13 protein-coding genes are annotated in these 18136 nt (G+C 69.1%); 9 read left to right on the top strand and 4 right to left on the bottom strand.

Translation table 11 applies throughout. The annotated features are described in order from the left end of the window. Positions 1-94 precede the first annotated feature (94 nt). The 8 genes from OG241_RS00715 (at position 95) to OG241_RS00680 (ending at position 10028) form a co-directional block, all read left to right on the top strand. Positions 95-2143: a BTAD domain-containing putative transcriptional regulator gene (locus OG241_RS00715; protein ID WP_405812787.1), complete on the top strand. Its 2049-nt coding sequence runs from the start codon at positions 95-97 to the stop codon at positions 2141-2143. Positions 2144-2496: 353 nt separating this feature from the next. Continuing rightward, positions 2497-3900 (top strand): crotonyl-CoA carboxylase/reductase, encoded by a 1404-nt coding sequence (gene ccrA / locus OG241_RS00710; RefSeq protein WP_405812786.1) that lies wholly within the window; start codon positions 2497-2499, stop codon positions 3898-3900. A 70-nt stretch (positions 3901-3970) separates the two neighbouring features. Further along, a complete protein-coding gene (locus OG241_RS00705; protein WP_405812784.1) occupies positions 3971-4837 on the top strand; it encodes a 3-hydroxybutyryl-CoA dehydrogenase in 867 nt (288 codons plus the stop codon). 163 nt (positions 4838-5000) lie between these two features. Beyond that, complete coding sequence (locus OG241_RS00700) at positions 5001-5441, top strand: VOC family protein (protein WP_405812782.1); 441 nt, start codon at positions 5001-5003, stop codon at positions 5439-5441. Positions 5442-5529: 88 nt separating this feature from the next. After that, positions 5530-6348: a phytanoyl-CoA dioxygenase family protein gene (locus tag OG241_RS00695; RefSeq protein ID WP_405812781.1), complete on the top strand. Its 819-nt coding sequence runs from the start codon at positions 5530-5532 to the stop codon at positions 6346-6348. After that, complete coding sequence (locus OG241_RS00690) at positions 6345-6668, top strand: hypothetical protein (protein WP_405812780.1); 324 nt, start codon at positions 6345-6347, stop codon at positions 6666-6668. Before OG241_RS00695 ends, OG241_RS00690 begins: the two co-directional genes overlap by 4 nt. A 305-nt stretch (positions 6669-6973) precedes the next feature. Next, complete coding sequence (locus tag OG241_RS00685; RefSeq protein WP_405812778.1) at positions 6974-7609, top strand: class I SAM-dependent methyltransferase; 636 nt, start codon at positions 6974-6976, stop codon at positions 7607-7609. Positions 7610-7814: 205 nt separating this feature from the next. Continuing rightward, entirely contained in the window at positions 7815-10028 is a 2214-nt protein-coding gene (locus OG241_RS00680; protein WP_405812776.1) for a DUF262 domain-containing protein, read from the top strand. A gap of 48 nt (positions 10029-10076) precedes the next feature. On the opposite strand, the gene OG241_RS00675 is transcribed toward OG241_RS00680, so the two are convergent. Beyond that, the gene (locus tag OG241_RS00675; protein WP_405812774.1) at positions 10077-10298 is read right to left on the bottom strand and encodes a hypothetical protein; all 222 of its coding nucleotides are present in this window, start codon (positions 10296-10298) and stop codon (positions 10077-10079) included. A 283-nt stretch (positions 10299-10581) separates the two neighbouring features. Between OG241_RS00675 and OG241_RS00670 the strand changes: the two genes are divergently transcribed. Then, the gene (locus tag OG241_RS00670) at positions 10582-12384 is read left to right on the top strand and encodes a S8 family serine peptidase (protein WP_405812772.1); all 1803 of its coding nucleotides are present in this window, start codon (positions 10582-10584) and stop codon (positions 12382-12384) included. 175 nt (positions 12385-12559) lie between these two features. Here OG241_RS00670 and OG241_RS00665 read toward each other — a convergent pair whose 3' ends face one another. Genes OG241_RS00665 through OG241_RS00655 form a run of 3 tightly spaced genes read right to left on the bottom strand, consistent with a single transcriptional unit; the run spans position 12560 to position 17724 of the window. Next, positions 12560-15313: an alkaline phosphatase family protein gene (locus OG241_RS00665; RefSeq protein WP_405812770.1), complete on the bottom strand. Its 2754-nt coding sequence runs from the start codon at positions 15311-15313 to the stop codon at positions 12560-12562. A 45-nt stretch (positions 15314-15358) separates the two neighbouring features. Continuing rightward, on the bottom strand, positions 15359-16792 hold the full coding sequence (locus OG241_RS00660) for an ABC transporter permease (RefSeq protein WP_405812768.1): 1434 nt from the start codon (positions 16790-16792) through the stop codon (positions 15359-15361). Next, positions 16789-17724, bottom strand: a complete 936-nt coding sequence (locus OG241_RS00655) for an ABC transporter ATP-binding protein (RefSeq protein WP_405812767.1) — start codon at positions 17722-17724, stop codon at positions 16789-16791. The genes OG241_RS00660 and OG241_RS00655 overlap by 4 nt, the downstream gene beginning before the upstream one ends. Between the last annotated feature and the right edge of the window lie 412 nt (positions 17725-18136).

Genomic DNA, 18136 nt, shown 5'->3' with positions numbered 1-18136 from the left:
GGAAATCGCGTCACGTTTTCGTAGGGGTGAGCAGTTCATGGAGTTCTTGTTGCTAGGTCCTCTGGTCATCCGGTCGGGCGGGAACGAGTTGAGGGTGCCCGCCCCGAGGCAGCGGGTGATCCTCGCCGCCCTCGTGCTCAACGCGAACCGTGTGGTCCCCGTGGACAACATCGCCAGCTTCGTCTGGGACGGCGCCCCGCCGCCCAGCGCCGCCGCCACCATCCGTACGTACGTCATGAGGCTGCGTCAGGTACTGGGCAACGCAGGGCGGGCACGCATCACCACCCGCGCACCCGGCTACCTGATCGAGCTGGACGAGGACGAGACCGACCTGGGACGGTTCACCGCCCACCGAAAGGCGGCAGGCGCCCTGGCCGAGTCGGGCCGGACCGCAGAGGCTGTCGAGGAACTCAGCAGGGCGCTCGCCCTGTGGCGGCACGACCCGCTGATGGACGTACCCTCCCGCACCCTCCATGACGTCGAGGCCTCCCATCTGCAGCGACTCCACCTGCAGACCCGTATCTGGCGTGCGGACCTGGACCTCGAACTGCAGCGCCACGCCGAGATCCTGCCCGACCTGTGGCAGATGGCGCGGGAACACCCGTTCCACGAAGGACTCATCGGCCGTCTCATGCTGGCGCTCTTCCGTTCCGGTCAGCAGCCGGAAGCCCTCGACCTGTTCCAGCGGACCCGAGCCGCGCTCATCGACCAGCTGGGGACCGAGCCCGGCTCCGAACTGCGCGCCGTTCAGCGGCGCATACTGCGGGCCGAGGACGAACCGCCGCAGCACCGGGGCGACTTGCGCGAGCCCGGGGAAACACGGGGCGGCCCGGGCCGGTCCTGGCCGGGCTGGCCGACACCGGCCCAACTGCCGCAGGGGATCACGGACTTCACCGCCCGCGCCGAGGAGACCGGCGAGCTGGGACGTCTGCTGCGCGGCGAGGCGTCCCCCATCGGTCCGGCCACGACGGTCGTGGTCACCGGGGCCGGCGGGATCGGCAAGACCGCACTGGCCCTGCACGTGGCGCACGCCGTACGCGCCGACTTCGCCGACGGGCAGATCTTCGTGGACCTGGAGGGCAGCACCGGACACACCCCCCAACCCGACGAGGTCCTCACCCGGTTGCTCGTCGGACTGGGCGTACCCGACGTCGCGGTGCCGAAGACCATGGCCAACCGGATCTCCCTCTTCCGTTCCCTGATCGCCGACCGCCGGATGCTCATCGTGCTCGACGACGCCGCGAACGCCGCACAGGTCCGGCCCCTGATCCCCGGCAGCGCCGGAAGCCGGGTGATCGTCACCAGCCGCCACCGCCTGGCGGACCTCGAAGGCGCGCGCGGTGTCGCGCTCGACGCCCTCGACGAGGACTCCTCGCTGGAACTGCTGGAACGGATCACCGGCCGTCGGCGGATCGACGCCGAACGGGCGGCCGCCCGGCGGCTCGTCGTCGCCTGCGCCGGTGTGCCGCTGGCCCTGCGCATCGTCGGCTGCCGCCTCCGCGCCCGACCGCGCCGCAGCCTCGGCGCCCTCGCCCACCGCCTGGTCGGACACCCGCGGCTGCTCGACGAACTGCACGTCGGCGACCTGGCGGTGCGAACCGGCCTGGACACCGGGTACGCCACCCTGCGCGACCGGTCCGTACACGGCATCGACCTCGCGGCGGCATTCCGCACCCTCGGCGCCGGCAACACGTCCTACGTCCGCCGTGACGCGGCGGCGGAGCTGCTCAACTGCTCCGAGGAGAACGTGGAGGACGTACTCGATGTGCTGGTGGACGCACATCTGCTGCGCGAGCACGACCAGGCCCGTTACCACCTGGACGCCCTGGTGCGGGCATACGCCCGGGAACGCGCCGAGGACGAGGAGAGCCTGGACCAGCGGGTGAGAACACTGCGCTGTTTGCTCCGGTGGTACCTGCGCACCCTCGACCGGGATGCCCGCCCGTACGCATCGGGGGTTCCCGAGCGGACGTACCTGCCGCGTCGGCCGACCGCGGAGTGGACCGACGACGACCGCGCGGGACTCGTCGAGGCCCTCGCCGAGGCGGAGCGGACAGGCCTCGAAGCGGTCGGCCGACAGTTGGTCGGCGAACTGCGAGCACGCCTGCCCTCCCATGCCCTGCCGCGCACGGCCTCCGGATGATCCGCCGTCACAGACGCGCCCCGCCCCTGGAACTCGCCGGGGCGGCCGGTACGTCGCGGCACGCCGGGACGCCGGTAGGGGGCCGCCGCCAAGGGTTGGCAGCCCTCCGCGACCCACCGGCGTGCCCACCACCACGCGGTACGTGGGCAATCGGCCCCGACCGCCGAAGCCCACACCCCCGAAGCCCGTACGGCCGAAGCCCGCACCGCGGCACGGCACACCGGTGACCGCGGTTGCCGACCGCAAGGCGATCGATCCCTTACTCCCGCAGCCGTCCTCTCCCGTGCGGCCGTCCCGCGGCCCGTCCGTGCCCGCCCGCGGGCAACCAGCGATGACAATTGAGGAGCCCCTCCATGGACCCCCTGGCCGAAGCGGTGCTCGCCGGCGCATCCCCGGAACAGCTGGCGAAGGAACCCGTGCCCCGCGAGTACACCGCCGTCCATCTGAGCGTCGATGACCTGGACGTGTTCGGTGACGCCTCCGACAGGGACGTCCGCCGTACCCTGAGGGTCGGCCCGGCGCCCATGCCTGAACTGGCCGTGGACGAAGTGCTGGTCGCGGTGATGGCCAGCTCGATCAACTACAACACGGTGTGGTCGGCGACCTTCGAGCCGGTGCCGACCTTCAACTTCCTGCGCAAGCTCGGCCGCCAGGGCGGTTTCGCCGCCCGGCACGACCTACCGCAGCACGTCGTCGGTTCGGATGCCGCCGGCGTCGTCGTCCGCACCGGGGTCGGCGTACGGCGCTGGGGAGTGGGCGACCACGTCGTCGTCAGCTGCGTCCAGGTGGACGACCAGGAACCCGCCACCCACGCCGACGGCATGCTCGGCGCCGAGCAGCGGATCTGGGGCTTCGAGACCAACTTCGGCGGGCTGGCCCACTACGCGGTGGTGCGGGCCGGCCAGCTGCTGCCCAAGCCGGCCCATCTGACCTGGGAGGAAGCCGCCTCCATGATGCTGTGCGCGGCAACCTCCTACCGGATGCTCGTGAGCGACCGGGGGGCCCGCATCAAACAGGGCGACGTCGTACTGATCTGGGGTGCCACCGGCGGACTCGGCGCGTACGCCGTGCAACTCGTCAAGAACGGCGGCGGCATCGCCGTGGGCGTGGTCAGTACGGAGGAGAAGGCCCGACGGGCGCGGGAGCTCGGCTGCGACGTCGTCATCAACCGCGCCGACATCGGCCTGGACGGCGACCTCGGCGACGATCCGCACGCGAGCATCGAGGCGGGCAAACGCCTCGGCAGGATCATCCGCGCCGAGACCGGCGAGGACCCGCACGTCGTGTTCGACTACATAGGCCAGGCCACGTTCGCCATCTCGGTCTTCGTCGTCCGCCGCGGCGGGACCGTGGTCACCTGCGGCTCCAGCACCGGCTATCAACACCGCTTCGACAACCGGTACTTGTGGATGCACCTGAAACGGATCGTGGGCAGTCACGCCGCGAACCTGCAGGAGCAGTCGGAGTGCAACCGGCTGTTCCGCCTCGGTCACCTGGTTCCGGTCCTCTCCACCGTCTACCCGCTCGCCGACACGGCGGAGGCCGCCCGGCTCGTACAGACCAACCGGCACACCGGCAAGGTGGGCGTGCTGTGCCTGGCACCCCGACCTGGGCTCGGAGTGACCGACCAGATCATGCGGGACCGCATCGGCGAGCAAAAGCTGAACCCATTGCGCGACACCGGCAACCCGGCACGGACGGACTCCGCTCCGCCGACGCCCGCGGCCGCCCCGGTAGCCGCAGCAACGGCCCGATGACGCGCAAGACGTGCAAGACAGGAACCACACGGACGAGAACACGTACCGAAATACTGAAGGGGACGAGGCCATGAGCACCACCATCCAACGGGTCGGAGTCGTCGGCTGCGGCACCATGGGGTCGGGCATCGCACATGTCTGCGCCCTCGCCGGACTCGATGTCATGGTCGCGGCGGCCTCGGGCGCCTCGCTCGCCAGAGGGAGAGAGCGGCTCACCGGATCATTCGACCGAGCGCTGAGCAAGGGAAAACTCACCTCTCAGGAGCACGAGAACGCACTCGCCCGGGTGTCGTACACCAGCGACCTGGAGGACCTGGCGGACCGGCAGCTGCTCATCGAGTCGATCAGCGAGAACGAGCCGGCCAAACGCGAGCTGTTCGCACGGCTGGACCGAGTGCTCAAGGATCCCGAAGCCGTCCTCGCCTCCAACACCTCCTCCATCTCGGTCCTCGGACTGGCCCGCGCCACTGCCGACGGCGGCCGCGTGGTCGGGATGCACTTCTTCAACCCGGTGCCCGCCCTGCCGCTGGTGGAGATGGTCAGCACGCCGCTCACGGACGAGAAGACCGCCGTACGGGCCGAGGAGTTCGTGACGGGAACCCTCGGCAAGCGGATCATCAGGTCTCCCGACCGGGCCGGCTTCACAGTCAACGCCCTGCTCATCCCGTACCTCCTGTCCGCCGTCAGGATGGTCGAGTCGGGCCACGTGTCGGCGGACACCGTGGACGACGCCATGACACTCGGCTGCTCCCACCCGATGGGCCCACTGCGGCTCGCCGACCTCATCGGCCTGGACGTGGTCGCCTCCATCGCGGAAACCCTCCACGAGGAGTTCCGGGAGCCCCACTACGCCCCGCCCCCGCTCCTGCGACGCCTGGTCGAGACCGGCATGCTGGGACGCAAGACAGGCCAGGGCTTCCACCACTACGACCGGTGACGGAATCCATGGCTTTCGCAAGCGGTGCTGACGTGCGAGCCAGGTTTTTCGGAGGTCGGCGGTCCGGGGATGTCGAGAAAGGGACATCGGCTCCGTCCCAGGAACGTCAGCGGCGACCACCGGCCGCATGTGGAAGAACACGTGGGAAGAAGGAGAATCCGGCATGGCGATTCAGCGGATGGACAACGTCGGCATCGTCGTCGAGGACTTGGATGCCGCCGTCGCGTTCTTCGTGGAACTCGGAATGGAGCTGGAAGGCAGGGCGCAGGTCGAGGGCCCCGTCGCCGACCAGTGCACCGGCCTCGACGGCGTCCGCTGTGACATCGCGATGGTCCGGACCCCGGACGGTCACAGCCGGCTCGAACTGGCGAAGTACCTCAGCCCCGCGGCGATCAGCTCCGGCCCGCGCAACCAGCCGCACAACATTCTGGGTACGCACCGCGTCATGTTCGCCGTCGACGACCTCAAGGACACGGTTGCTCGCCTGCGCCCTCACGGCGCCGAACTCGTCGGCGAGATCGCCCGGTACGAGGACAGCTATCTGCTCTGCTACGTCCGGGGTCCGGAGGGCATCATTGTCGGGCTGGCCGAGGAACTGCGCTGAGAAGGCGGACGCGCACCGGTGAAAATCTACCAGTGGTGGTGAACCGGACCCACGCGCCCGACCTGGCGCGCTCCCTACCGTGGTGGACATGACGACATCGAAAGAGCACCTGCTCAGCTCTGTGCAGATGGCGCACTTCGTCGCCCATGGCTCGCTGCGCATGGACGCGGTGGTGCCCGCGGAGATGAACACCGAGGCCATGGAGGTCTTCGCTGCGGGCATCCCGTCGGTGCCGTACGGCACGCCGCTTTCCGAGGCCTGTCCCGAGGGGTCCTTCATGCGGCGGCTCGTCGAAGTGCCGCAGGTCGGGGGCGCGTTGCGCAGTCTTGTCGGCCCCGAACCGAACATCGACCATCACTTCGTGCACGTCCGTGAGCCCCACGAGGGTGCGGCCCAGCCGTTGCACGGGGACGCGGTGATCGACGTACGGCCCGATGCGTTCGACGTGCAGCTCATGTACTACCCGCAGCAGGTGACGCTGGAGATGGGCGGCACGCTCAGTGTGCCCGGCAGCCATCTGCGGCGTACGAACGAGAGCGACACCGGCCGCTACCAGAACCTGCGCGGTCAGAGCCGACTGGTCTGCCCGGCGGGCACCGTGGTGCTTCTGCACCATGGCCTCTGGCACGGCGGCCGGCGCAACGACAGCGACACCCGCCGCTTCATGTTCAAGATCCGCTTCAACCCGACGGTACGGCAGTTGCGGCTTTGGGACACCTCGGACCTGTCGGACCCGCGTGTGGCCCAGGAGTTGAACACCGTCTTCCCCTGGTACGAGCAGGCGACCGGCCGCCTGGAGCTCTTCAACCGCGTCCTGCTGTGGCGTGCGCTGACCGGCGACGAGGGCTTCGACCTCGACCACTGGGTCACCCGCGTCTCCAACCGACCGCAGGAGGTTCCCGCATGACCGCGATCACCCCCGCACCCGCCCCCACCGCCTCCGCGGTCCGCCAGCAGGTGCTGGTGCTGTACCTCGGTACGTCGGCCCTGGACTCCCCGGTCGTCGGCTGGTCGCTCTACGACGGCACCGGCCGCACGTCCCCCACCACGGGCGACAGCGACGAGCCTCCCTACGAGACAGGCCTTGCCGCCCTGTGCGACGGCTGGCGCCTGATCCAGGCGGCTCAGCTGATTCCGCCGTATCCGGGCCACGAATACGACGTCTCGTTCCTGAAGCACGAGTTCTTCTTCGAGAAGCTCGTGGATCTGGACGACACCGGGCGGTGACCGCGCGGGTGGGCGGCCTTCGGCCACCGGCGGGGCAGGGCCGGAGGGGTCCAACCGCACATGCCCGTCTACGCTGACGTCTGGGTCGACGGGAAGAGCCCTGCAAGCTGCTCTCGCAGAGCGGGGCTCCCGCTGTTCTGGCCAGGAGCGGATGGCACACGTCACCCAACGGAAATGGTGGTCTTCCTCTGATGATCTGGTCCGCGCCCTCCGTATCTTCGTAGCAGCCGTGAGGCCGACATCTACGATCAAGGAGAGCGCTGCGGCGCCGTCCGCACCCCTGCTGTCGAGGAGGACAGGCGAAAATGGCCAGACAACGCGACCGGTGGGCTGAACTGACAGGCGGACAAGCGGGGGAAGAGTATGCCGAGCGTTTCGCGCAACTCGCCGCATCGGGCCACGACATCCACGGTGAGGCCGCCTTCTGCGCCGCACTGCTGAAGCCGCCCGCCCGGGTACTCGACGCCGGCTGCGGCACCGGCCGGGTCGCGATCCGGCTGGCCGAACTGGGCTACGACTGCACCGGCGTCGACGTGGACCCCTCGATGCTGGCCGTCGCCCGTCGCGACGCCCCCTCGCAGGAATGGCTCCAATGCGACCTGGCCCGCTTGGACGCCCTCGGTCTGAAGCCGGGCTTCGACCTGGTGCTCGCCGCCGGAAACGTCATTCCCCTGCTGGCCCCCGGCACCGAACCAACCGTCGTCCGGCAACTGGCTGCCGTACTGCGCCCCGGCGGACTGCTGGTCACCGGCATGGGACTGGACGCGGCCCACCTGCCACTGTCGGACCCGTCGGTCACCCTGCCGGACTTCGATCACTGGTGCACCCAGGCCGGACTGACCCTGCGACACCGATACGCCACCTGGGGCGGCGATCCCTACGACCAGGATGACCGAGGTGGCGGCTACGCGGTCAGCGTGCATGCTCGTCCCGCCGCCTGAGCCGATGCTCATCCCGTCCGCGTCCGTTTCGCCCAGAGGCCAATCGTCAACTGCCCGGATCCAGCGCTCCCGGCTGTGCGTCGGGCGACGGCGGTGGTCCGCACGTCGCTCCTGTTCTTCGCGCGAGCCTGTGTACGCAGTCTGTACTGCGGTGGGATCAGTTGGGAGGATGAGGGAGGTGGACCGAGCAGGTGGGGGTGGTTGCATGGGTCCGGACGAGATCAGGTCCCAGGGCTTCAGCCTGAAGGAACTGTTCCGTGATGTGGCCTATGAGATCGACTACTACCAGCGTGACTACACGTGGGGCGAGGACGAGGTCCGCACCCTGTTACGGGACTTGTGCGACTCCTTCCGGACATGGTCGGCGGATCCGGTCTATCTGCGCCGTCCGCACACCGCTCCGCAGTACTTCCTCGGGCCCTTCGTCTACTACGAGCCGTCGAAGAACCAGCGCTATCTCGTCGACGGGCAGCAGCGGTTCGTCACTCTCCATCTGATCTTCCTGCAACTGCGGCTGTGGGCGCAGGAGGCCGGATACCCCAGGGTGGTCGACCGGTTGAACCGCGTGATCACGACCGACGGCGACCAGTTCTCGGTCGGCATCACCGATCACGACCCGGTCCTGCGGGCAGTCAGCGAGGGCCGCAAGTACGAGACAGGCTTGGGCGACTCGCTCTCGCGCCGCAATGTGTGGGCACGCAGCCAGCAGATCGAATCCCAGCTCGTGGAGGAACTCGACGCCGAGAAACTCCACCGGTTCACCGAGTGGCTGCTGGACCGTGTGGTCCTGGTCGGGATCCGGGCGGCCAATGCGGACCACGGCTACCGCATGTTCGAGACGATGAACGACCGTGGCGCCCGCCTCACCGCCGTCGACCTCCTCAAGAGCCACCTGCTGTCCCACGTCGGTTCGGGCGAGGACCAGCTCAACGCACAGTGGCACGAGATGCTGCGGGAGCTGACCACCGACCGGGAGGATTCCACAGCGGCCTCCCGTTTCATCAAGGCGTACTTGCTGGCCCGCTGCGCACGTGAGGGTCTTGACGACGACCGCCGGCAGATCGCGACCAACCTCAATGTGTGGGTGCGTCAGAACGCCACCCACCTCGGCTTGGTACCCGAACGCCCCGACAACTTCCTGCGGTTCGTCCAGGACATGCTGAAGTCGGCCAGGCTGTTTCGGCCCATCCTCGCCGCCGGCCGCGAACTCAAGAGGGACGGCGACCGCCTGGAAGCGGTGCTCTTCAACGAACGCAACGGCCTCAGCGTCCAGGCCGTCGCGGTTCTCGCCGCCATGGGTTCCGACGACCAGCCGTCCGACGCCAAGGACAAGGGCCGCCTCGTCGCCGCCTACCTGGACCGCTGGTACGCCCTGCGCGTTCTCCAGGACCTGCCGGTCCAGTCGGCCGATGCCGACACACTGGTCCACACCACCCTCGTCCCTCTGCTGCGCAATTGCCGTACCGTCGCCGACGTCGCCCGCGTACTGGGGGATCTCGTCCTGCACGACGCAGGCTCGATCCGGGACGCGGGCACTTTGGGGCTGCGCGGCAACAACGCCCACCAGATCCGCTACCTGCTGGCCCGCGCCACCGCCTACGTGGAAGAGGCCTGCCGACGGCCCCACGACGTGCTCGCGTACCTCGACAGGGACCAGTTCCACATCGAGCACCTGTGGGCGAAACATCACCACCGGGTGGAGGAGGAGATTCCCGACGGGGTCGTCTTCCGCAGCCTGCGCAACCAACTCGGCGGCCTGGGCCTGTTGATGGGCCGCGAGAACTCCAGCATCAACGACCTGCCGCTCCATGACAAAGCCCCCCTCTACGCCCGCAGCAACGTCCTGCTGGGCATCATCGCTCCCGGCTACGACCGCCGGAACCCGCTCCTTCGTGATCTCATCAAGACGCACCAGCTCGACAAAACCCTCCGGTCGTTCGGGCCCGGCGAAAGCATGACCACGGTCATCGCGACTCGCCAGGAGCTGTACCTGAGTCTGTTCGAACGCATCTGGAACCCTCAGCGCCTGGGTATGCCCGTCAGCCTGCCGACCGCGGAGAACGACCTCGGCGAGCCGTCCAGCCAAGCCCGGCAGACCACATCCCGGCGCAGACCGGCCACCGGGCGCCGCCGCACGGATGTCGCCAAGATGATCGATGCCCAAGTCCTCACAGTCGGCACACGGATCGTGCTCACCTATCGATCCGCCGACCACTGGGCCACCATCGACGAGAGCGGCGGCATCATCCTCACCGCGACCGGCGGCACCCCCTACGGCCGGGCCGACGAAGCAGGAGCCGTCGCCCGCGGCACGAAAACCTGCCAGGGCATGAACGAATGGCACGTCGAAGACGAAGGAGGCATGCGCACCAGCCTGCGGACCCTGCGCGATCGCGCCGTGGAGTCCGGAGTCCTCTAACCAGGCAAACGATCTTCCCCATGCTTGTCCTTGCGTTGCTTCTCCGCGTCATCCGTTGTCGATCTTCCAGAGGCGGCGCGCATCCGCCACCCGCCCGCACGCCGAACAGGCCTCGTCCCAACAACCCTTTGTTGATCGTTTGACGGGCAACCCCGGCCCAATGCCGGTCAACAGCCTCGCCGGCTGACCGCTCAACAGTTCCGCATGTGTCCTCGCCGGAGGCGCTTCCTCCTCCGCGTCGCCGGCCCCGGCCAGGACGAGCGGCAGCATGCCGCAGTCCTTACACCCGATGCCGTGGTGCGGCTGGTGTGGGCAGCACGGCCGGCTCCAGGCCGGGGATGTAGGCCGGCGCGCGGTCGGAGTCGCCCGTCTCCCGGTGGCCCCGCCCTGTTGCCGGGAGAGTGTGGTCTCTTTTCAGCCATGCCGCTGTAACGTCCCTGCACGGAAAGGTACTTCCGCACAGGAGCACGCGTCTGACATCTTGCGTCCACCACTCGTTTCGTACGGCCCGGCCGGTGCTTTCAGCGCGGCCGGGCCGTCTCCGGAGGATGCATTGATACCCCACATATCGAGCCGGTCCAGACGCACGCTGGCGCTGGCGGCCACGCTCGGCGCCGCTCTCGCGTTCGGCGCCCCCGGCGCCCTCGCGGGCACGCTCCCCGTCGGCCCCTCCACCGCGCCGGCCGCCAAGGCCAACGCTCCGGCCGCCGCGCCGGCTTCCCAGAGCGCGACCTGGGTGGCCGGCACGCGTGCCTACCTCGTGATCACCGCCCCCGGCGACAGTTCGGCGGTCCGCTCCGCGATCGAGGCCAACGGCGGCACCGTCTTCTCGAACTTCGACGCCATCGGCGTGATCGTCGCCCACTCGGCGTCCAGCGGATTCGCCGCCACCATGCGTGGCGTCGCCGGCGTGCAGCAGGTCGGCGCCACGCGCACCTCGGACGTCCCGGCCGACGCCTACACCCCGGCGCTCCCGGCCAATCCGGCCCAGGCCGCGACTCCGGCCGGAGAACCGGTCCGGGCCGACATGAGCCAGATCAAGGCCGACCAGGCCTGGGCCGTGAACCCGGGCTCCGCCTCCGTCAAGGTCGGCATCCTGGACACCGGTATGGACGACCAGCACCAGGACCTGGCGCCCAACTTCGACGCGGCCGACTCCGTCTCCTGCGCCTACGGCAAGCCCGACACCCGTGCCGGCGCCTGGCGGGACGTCGACACGCACGGCACCCACGTGGCGGGCACCATCGCCGCGGCCAAGAACGGCAAGGGCGTCGTCGGCGTGGCCCCCGGCGTGAAGATCGCCGCGGTCCGGGTCGCCGAGCCGGGCAACTCCTTCTTCTTCGCCGAGAACACCATCTGCGGTTTCGTCTGGGCCGGTGACCACGGCTTCCAGGTCACCAACAACAGCTATTACACGGACCCGTGGCAGTTCAACTGCCCGGACAACATCGACCAGGCCGCCATCATCGAGGGCGTCAAGCGCGCCCAGGAGTACGCCGAGAGCAAGGGCTCCCTCCAGATCGCCGCCGCGGGCAACGAGAACTACGACCTCGCCCACAAGACGACCGACTCCGCGAGCCCGAACGACTCGACGCCGACCACCCGCACCATCACCAACGCCTGCCTCGACATCCCGACCGAGCTGCCGGGTGTGGTCACCGTCGCCGCCAACGGCACGGGCGTCACCAAGGCCTCGTTCTCCAACTACGGGCAGGGCGTCATCGACGTCGCGGCGCCGGGCAGCAGCGTGTACTCCACCGTCCCCGGCGGCGGTTACGGCAGCAAGAGCGGCACCTCGATGGCCACCCCGCACGTGGTCGGCGTGGCGGCGCTCATCGCCAGCGCCAACCCGGGCATCACCCCGGCGCAGCTCCGCGCCAAGCTGGCCACCCAGGCCAACGACATCGCCTGCCCCTCGGACAGCCGCTGCACGGGCACGACGGCCAACAACTCGTTCTTCGGCGAAGGACAGGTCGACGCCCTCAAGGCCGTCGGGGCCACCCCGCCGCCGCCCGGCGCGTACTTCGAGAACCTCGCGGACTTCGCCATCAACGACAATGCGACCGTGGAGAGCCCGATCGCCGTCACCGGCGTGACCGGCAACGCCCCGGCCACCCTCAAGGTGGGTGTGGACATCAAGCACACCTACATCGGTGACCTGAAGGTCGACCTGGTGGCGCCGGACGGCACCGTCTACACGCTGCACAACCACACCGGCGGCAGCGCCGACAACATCGCCCAGACCTACACCGTGAACGCCTCCTCGGAGGTCGCGAACGGCACCTGGAAGCTGCGCGTCAACGACAACGCCGCCTCCGACACGGGCACGATCGACGCCTGGAACCTGACCTTCTAGCGCAGGGCCCGGCAACGCCCGGGTACAGCACGTGACACAGATGCCTCCGTGACCGCGACGAGGCAGTGGTCCGCAGCGGGCCGGGACAGCACGTCTGTCCCGGCCCCGTCTGTCTCGTCCCCCGGGTTCTGTCGCGGGGGCAGCCACCAGTTGCCCGCGATGCGGGCAGGTTGCCTCAGCCGTCGGACTCCGGGGACGGGAGGTAGGCGCCCGGTACGTCGTTCGGTGCGTAGATCTTGTTGTCGCCCGGGTACGGCTTGGTCCAGTTGTGGGTCTCGTACCACGTGAGGCGGTTCATCTGGACGGGGTTCGCGTAGTCGGGCACGGCGTTCGGTCCGGTCAGCCGCTGGTGCGACTCCCAGGTCTTCCACTCGGCCGCTACCTGCTGCCGGGCCGCCGGTACCTTCGCCGCCGTCGGCGCGGGTGCCGCGTTCGGGTCCTGCGGGGCCGGGGTGTCCGCGCCGCAGGAGGGCAGGGTGCTCAGGCCGTCGGTCAGCGAGGTGCGGTTGGGCAGCGCCGTGAACGGCGTGGTGTTCGCCTTCCCGGTGAATGCCCCGAACATCGGGGTGGCCGCGCTGTCCTTCTGGTTCATCGGGTGGATCCCGAGGATCTGCTCGACGGTGCGGATCATCGTGATCTGCGAGTAGTAGTGGTTGTCGACGGTGCCGTGCTGGGCGTAGGGGCTGATGACCTGGACCGGGGCTCTGTGGCCGTCGACGTGGTCGAGGCCGGCCTGGGAGTCGTCCTCGACGACGAAGATCGCCGAGTCCTTCCAGTACTTGCTGTGCGAGATCTGGTCCACCATCCTGCCGACGGCGAGGTCGTTGTCCGCGACCTCGGCGGCCGGGCTCGCCGGACCACCGGTGTGGTCGTTGGAGAACCAGAACATGTTCAGGTTCGCCGGGCCGTTCTTCTCGAAGTCCTGCTTCCAGATCCCGTACTTGTACACATCCGGGACATTGAGGTCGAACAATGGGAAGCCGGGCACCGACACCTTGTTGAGCGACGGGATCGCCGAGCCCGTCTGAATGGGGTACGCGGTCTGCTGCCCGGTCGCGTCCATGTTCTTGGCGTCGCAGTACAGGTTCTGCCAAGTGGCACCGGACGGCTTGCTCTCCAGCGACTGGAACTCGCCGTAGTCCTTGACGGACTTCCCGGCCGCCTGCGCGCCCGTCCAGATGAAGCCGGACTTCTGGTGGCCGAGAACGTCGTCCTCGGTGTCGTAACTGCGCGTGTACTCACCGGCGGAGGACTCGGTGTACTCCGGGTTGTCTGACTGCATCAGCCAGTTGTGGCCCTCGGCGGAGTTCGTGCCGATGTCGTAGAAGTTGTCGTACAGCCCGAACTGCTGGGCCAGCGCGTGCTGGTTCGGCGTCACGTTCGCGCCGAACTGGGTGAGCGCCGGGTCGCCGTTGCCCTGCGGCAGGTCGCCGAAGACCTGGTCGTAGGTCCGGTTCTCCTTGACGAGCAGGAACACGTGCTTGATCGTCGAGGGGTCGCCGAGCCGCGCCGGGACCGGCACCGGCTTGGCGTGGCTCCTGCCCTTGGCCGTGGTGACCGAACCGGGCGTCCAGCCGTTCTGCTTGAAGACCTTGGCGGTCTGGGCCCTGATGACGTTGTCGTCCGGGAGCGTGAACCGCGTCAGGCTCGACGTCGTGTCGTGGGTGCCGTGACCGGCGCTGTCGGGGCGACGGGCGTCGATGCCACGAGTGTTGGAGACGACCACGTTCCTGCCCACGGCGGCGATCTCCGCGGGGAAGTAGTCGGTCGGGAGCAGACCGACGTAACTGGCGGGCTCCTGCGGAGACTTGTAGCGGTAGACGGCGACCGCGTTGGCGCGGCCGAGGGTCACCAGCAGGTGACCGTTGTCGGTGAGCGTGACCGCGTCGGGCTCGTAGCCGACCGACGCCTCCGGCCACGGCTGGGTGGCAATGGTCTGTACGACCTTGTCGTGCGCGGTGTTGATGACCGACACACTGTTGTCGGCGGTGTTGGTGACGAACACCGCGCCCTTCTTGGCGTACACCGCGGTCGGGTGGAGACCGACGTCGATGCTCCCGACGGCGGCTGACGGGTTCGCCAGGTCGATGACGCTGACGGTGCCGGTGGTGCTGGCCCCGGTCTTCGGGTTGGCGGGCACCTGGGTGCCGTAGGAGTTGATCGTGGTGTCGCCGGACTTGGCCGGACGGCCGCCCTCGTTGCTGACGTAGAGCTTGGCGCCGACCATGGCTATGCCACGGGGGGCGTTGCCCACGGCCCAGCTCTGCTTGACGGTCCCGGTCGCCGCGTCGATGGCGACCACGCGGTTCTGGCCGTTGACGGCGGAGTACACGGTGGAGCTGTCGGCCGAGAACACCGCCGCACCCACCAGGGCGTGCTTGGTGCCGTCGGCCGGGATCGGGACGGCCGTCGGGCCGGCGAGGGTGCCGTCCGCGTTGACGGTGAACTTGGTGTAGCCGTCGCTCTGGCCCAGCCACAGCTGCTTGCCGTCGGGCGAGTACGTCGGGCCCTCCTGGCCGACGGCGCCGCTGCTGATACGCACGTCGTCGGCGGCGTTGGTGCCGACGCGCTGCTTCACCTGCCCGGTCTTCAGGTCCGTGATCACCAGCGAGGCGTCACCGTCGGCGACCGAGGCCGCGAGGTGGGTGCCGTCCGGACTGACCGAGGACGACATGATCTTGCCGTCGTTGATGACGGTGCGGTCGCCGTACGGCTTGATGTACTGGTTGGCGGCGACGACCTGGCCGTTGGCGGTGACCTGGCCGACCTGCTGGGTGCCGAACTGGTGCGTCGAGGCGACAGCGGTACCCGTGACGGCGAGGGCGACGGCGATGCCCGACGTCACCAGCAGCGTCCGGCGGCCGACACGTCTGCCGAGAAAGCTGAACTGGTCCTTCTCGTTGATCCGACGCTGCCGTGTTACCTGCATGGAGCTTTCCCTTCGGAGGAAGAGGGGGGGTGGCGGGGGTGGCGGTCAGTTGGGGGGAGGCGTGGTGATCAGTTCGACGTTGCCGTCGAACTGCCAGAGCGGGTTCGGCGCGTCGCCGATCGGGGTGCGCACCAGGAAGTAGCCGTTCACTTCCTTCGGTCCGTCGCCGTCGGCGACGAACCGTCCGTCCGCGGTGACGTCGAGCTGGTAGACGGCCGACCCGGCGACCGTGGTACCGGGGAGGTGCCAGGACACGACGCAGCGCCAGTCGTTGCCCGCTCCCTCGGCGGCGACCTGGCCGGCACCCTTGTTGCACGCCGCCGAGGCCCTCAGCTGTGCCTCGGTGACGGAGGGGCGGCCCAACTGCTCGGTCTGCAGCCGGTAGAGGTGGGCGAACGCCGTGGCGACCGACCGCTCCACCTTGCCCTGCTGGATTCCGGAACCCACCGACGGTGTCGCCACGGCGACCACCGCGACCGTGAGAGCCACCAGCCCGACCAACGGCAGAAGCCCGGTCACGACGGCTCGGCGACCGGAACCGTCGTACGCCGGGTTGGTGAAGTCCCGCCGCAGGAAGAGCAGACAGGCCAGCGCGGTCGCGAGCACCGCCCACACCAGGCTGACAACGATGCCGATGAGGAGCGGGCCGAGCTGCGTGGGGCTGGTGAACAGACCGTTCCAGGCGATGAATGCGTAACTGGGCAGGGCGAGACGCGCGGATACGGGCAGCGGCAGCATCTGGGCGAGCTGCATCGCGAGCGCGACAAGCGCGGGCAGCAGCAGTCCCATCGGGGACCGGCCCAGCGCCACCGACCCCAGCAGTCCGATTCCGGCGAGGGCCAGGGTCGGAGCCAGCACACACGCCCAGGCGAGGAATACCTTCACGGCGGCGTCCGACGGCGCCAGCAGGTGACCGTCGAGACCGACCAGCGGCTGGTTGCCGACCGCCAGGACGCCGCCGACCGCGCTGGAACAGGCCAGCCCTGCCACGAACGCCAGGATGACGGTGAGGCTGGCCAGCGACTTCGCCACGAAGATCCGCCGAGGCGAGCGGACCGCCACGAGAAGGTGGCGCCAGGTACCGAGCCGGTCCTCGGAGGCGAACACGTCGCCGGTGACCACCGAGGTCAGCAGCGGAAGCGCCCAGGTGCCCGCGAAACCGAGCATCACCAGCGGCCCGGCCCACCCCGTGGCATGCATCCAGCGACCGAAGAGCGTGTCACTGGGGAGCGTGCTCTGCCGGCTCACGGCGGCGACGAAGAGCGCCGGTGCGAGCCAACAGGCCAGCACCAGCAGGCGGATCCGCCACTGCGAGACGAGCTTGACCAGCTCGAAGCGGTAGACGCGTACGACGGAGACGCGGCTGGCGACAGTGGCGCGGTCATCGAGGCGACGAAGTCCCTGGGCTCCCTGGGCTTCCTGGGCTCCCTGGAGTCCCGGTTGTTCAGCGAGTTCGTTGTTGACTGGGGTCACGGTCATCTGCCGGTCTCCTGCTGCTCGGTGAGGGCGAGGAACGCGGCCTCCAGCGGCGACACCACAGGAGTGAGTTCGCGCACCGCGATGCCCGCGTGGACGAGCCCCGCCACCAGTTCGTCGAGGGCGGGCACCAGCGCGCGCACGACAAGCCCCTCGGCCCCGGCGTCGTCGACGGTGCCGACGCCGATCCCGGCGGTGTCGACAGCCAGCTCCCGGGCGGCCTGCGGGTCGGAGGTGACCAACCGGTATTCGAGTTCACGGTTTTCGGCGGCGAGCTTGTTCAGCGGCCCGGAGAAGACGGCCCGTCCGGTGGCGAGGATGGTGACCTCGGAGCACAGTGCCTCAAGATCGTCCATACGATGGCTGGAGAGCACGATGCCGGTTCCGTCCGCGGCGAGCCGGCTCAGGACACCGTGGATGTGCTTCTTGCCGGCCGGGTCGAGGCCGTTGGCGGGCTCGTCGAGCACGAGCAGCCGGGGCTTGGTCAGCAGGGCGGCGGCGAGCCCGAGTCGCTGGCGCATGCCGAGGGAGAATCCGCGGGTCCGGTCGTCGGCGACATCGATGAGTCCGACCTGATCGAGCACGTCGTCAACTCCCGCTGTCCGCGCGTCACCGCCGCGAAGTGCGGCCAGCGCGGCGAGGTTCTGCCTCGCGGTGAGCGAGGGGTACAGACCGGGCCCGTCCACGAAGCCGGCGACACCGTCAGGAGCAGCGAGCGCCCGCCCGACCGGCGTACCCAGGATCTCCAGGCGACCGCTGTCGGCGACGGCCAGGCCCAGCAGGAGGCCGAGCAGAGTCGTCTTGCCCGCGCCGTTCGGCCCGACCAGGCCGTGGATCTGTCCCTGCGTCACATCCAGATCGACGCCGTCGAGGGCGACGACGTCGCCGAAACACTTGGTGATCCCGCGAGCCCGGATTGCGAGGCGAGTATCCATGAGTCCCTTCTTCCACAACCGTGAAGGAACTTACGGACGGCATACGACGCGGGCAGGGACAGCGGGTTGAACGTGCCTGGAACGGTTCGTCAAGGCAACGGCAAGTCGGTCTGCACAAGGCAAACTGGCCTTCGGGGAACTCCCAGTTCGCGCAGGGCGCCGAGTGCGGCCGACGTCATCGCCGGCGGGCCGCAGACATACAGATCGAGTTGGGTGATGCCGGGGACCAGAGCCCGGAGACTGTCCGGCTCGAACGGCGCTCTTCCTCGCTTCTGTGGCCGGTGAGCAGGTGCAGTTGCCCGCCGCGGGTCGCGACCAGGGCGCGGACCGCGTCGACCAGCACGGCCTCGCTCTCACTGCGCACCCGGTAGACACAACCACATCGCCCGCCGGCTCCAACGCCAGTTACAGC

This window comes from Streptomyces sp. NBC_01390 (genome assembly GCF_045040105.1).
Classification (GTDB): domain Bacteria; phylum Actinomycetota; class Actinomycetes; order Streptomycetales; family Streptomycetaceae; genus Streptomyces.
The sequence above is the reverse complement of the archived record's forward strand: the minus strand, read 5'-3'. Positions and strand labels throughout refer to the sequence as shown.

What these genes read in the sequence shown, in the direction of transcription:
- OG241_RS00675 (WP_405812774.1), bottom strand. Translation starts at nt 10,298, where the DNA reads ATGCTGCCGCTCGTCCTGGCCGGGGCCGGCGACGCGGAGGAGGAAGCG.
- OG241_RS00695 (WP_405812781.1), top strand. Translation starts at nt 5,530, where the DNA reads ATGACGACATCGAAAGAGCACCTGCTCAGCTCTGTGCAGATGGCGCAC.
- OG241_RS00700 (WP_405812782.1), top strand. Translation starts at nt 5,001, where the DNA reads ATGGCGATTCAGCGGATGGACAACGTCGGCATCGTCGTCGAGGACTTG.
- OG241_RS00685 (WP_405812778.1), top strand. Translation starts at nt 6,974, where the DNA reads ATGGCCAGACAACGCGACCGGTGGGCTGAACTGACAGGCGGACAAGCG.
- OG241_RS00705 (WP_405812784.1), top strand. Translation starts at nt 3,971, where the DNA reads ATGAGCACCACCATCCAACGGGTCGGAGTCGTCGGCTGCGGCACCATG.
- OG241_RS00660 (WP_405812768.1), bottom strand. Translation starts at nt 16,792, where the DNA reads ATGACCGTGACCCCAGTCAACAACGAACTCGCTGAACAACCGGGACTC.
- OG241_RS00665 (WP_405812770.1), bottom strand. Translation starts at nt 15,313, where the DNA reads ATGCAGGTAACACGGCAGCGTCGGATCAACGAGAAGGACCAGTTCAGC.
- OG241_RS00690 (WP_405812780.1), top strand. Translation starts at nt 6,345, where the DNA reads ATGACCGCGATCACCCCCGCACCCGCCCCCACCGCCTCCGCGGTCCGC.
- OG241_RS00655 (WP_405812767.1), bottom strand. Translation starts at nt 17,724, where the DNA reads ATGGATACTCGCCTCGCAATCCGGGCTCGCGGGATCACCAAGTGTTTC.
- OG241_RS00680 (WP_405812776.1), top strand. Translation starts at nt 7,815, where the DNA reads ATGGGTCCGGACGAGATCAGGTCCCAGGGCTTCAGCCTGAAGGAACTG.
- ccrA (WP_405812786.1), top strand. Translation starts at nt 2,497, where the DNA reads ATGGACCCCCTGGCCGAAGCGGTGCTCGCCGGCGCATCCCCGGAACAG.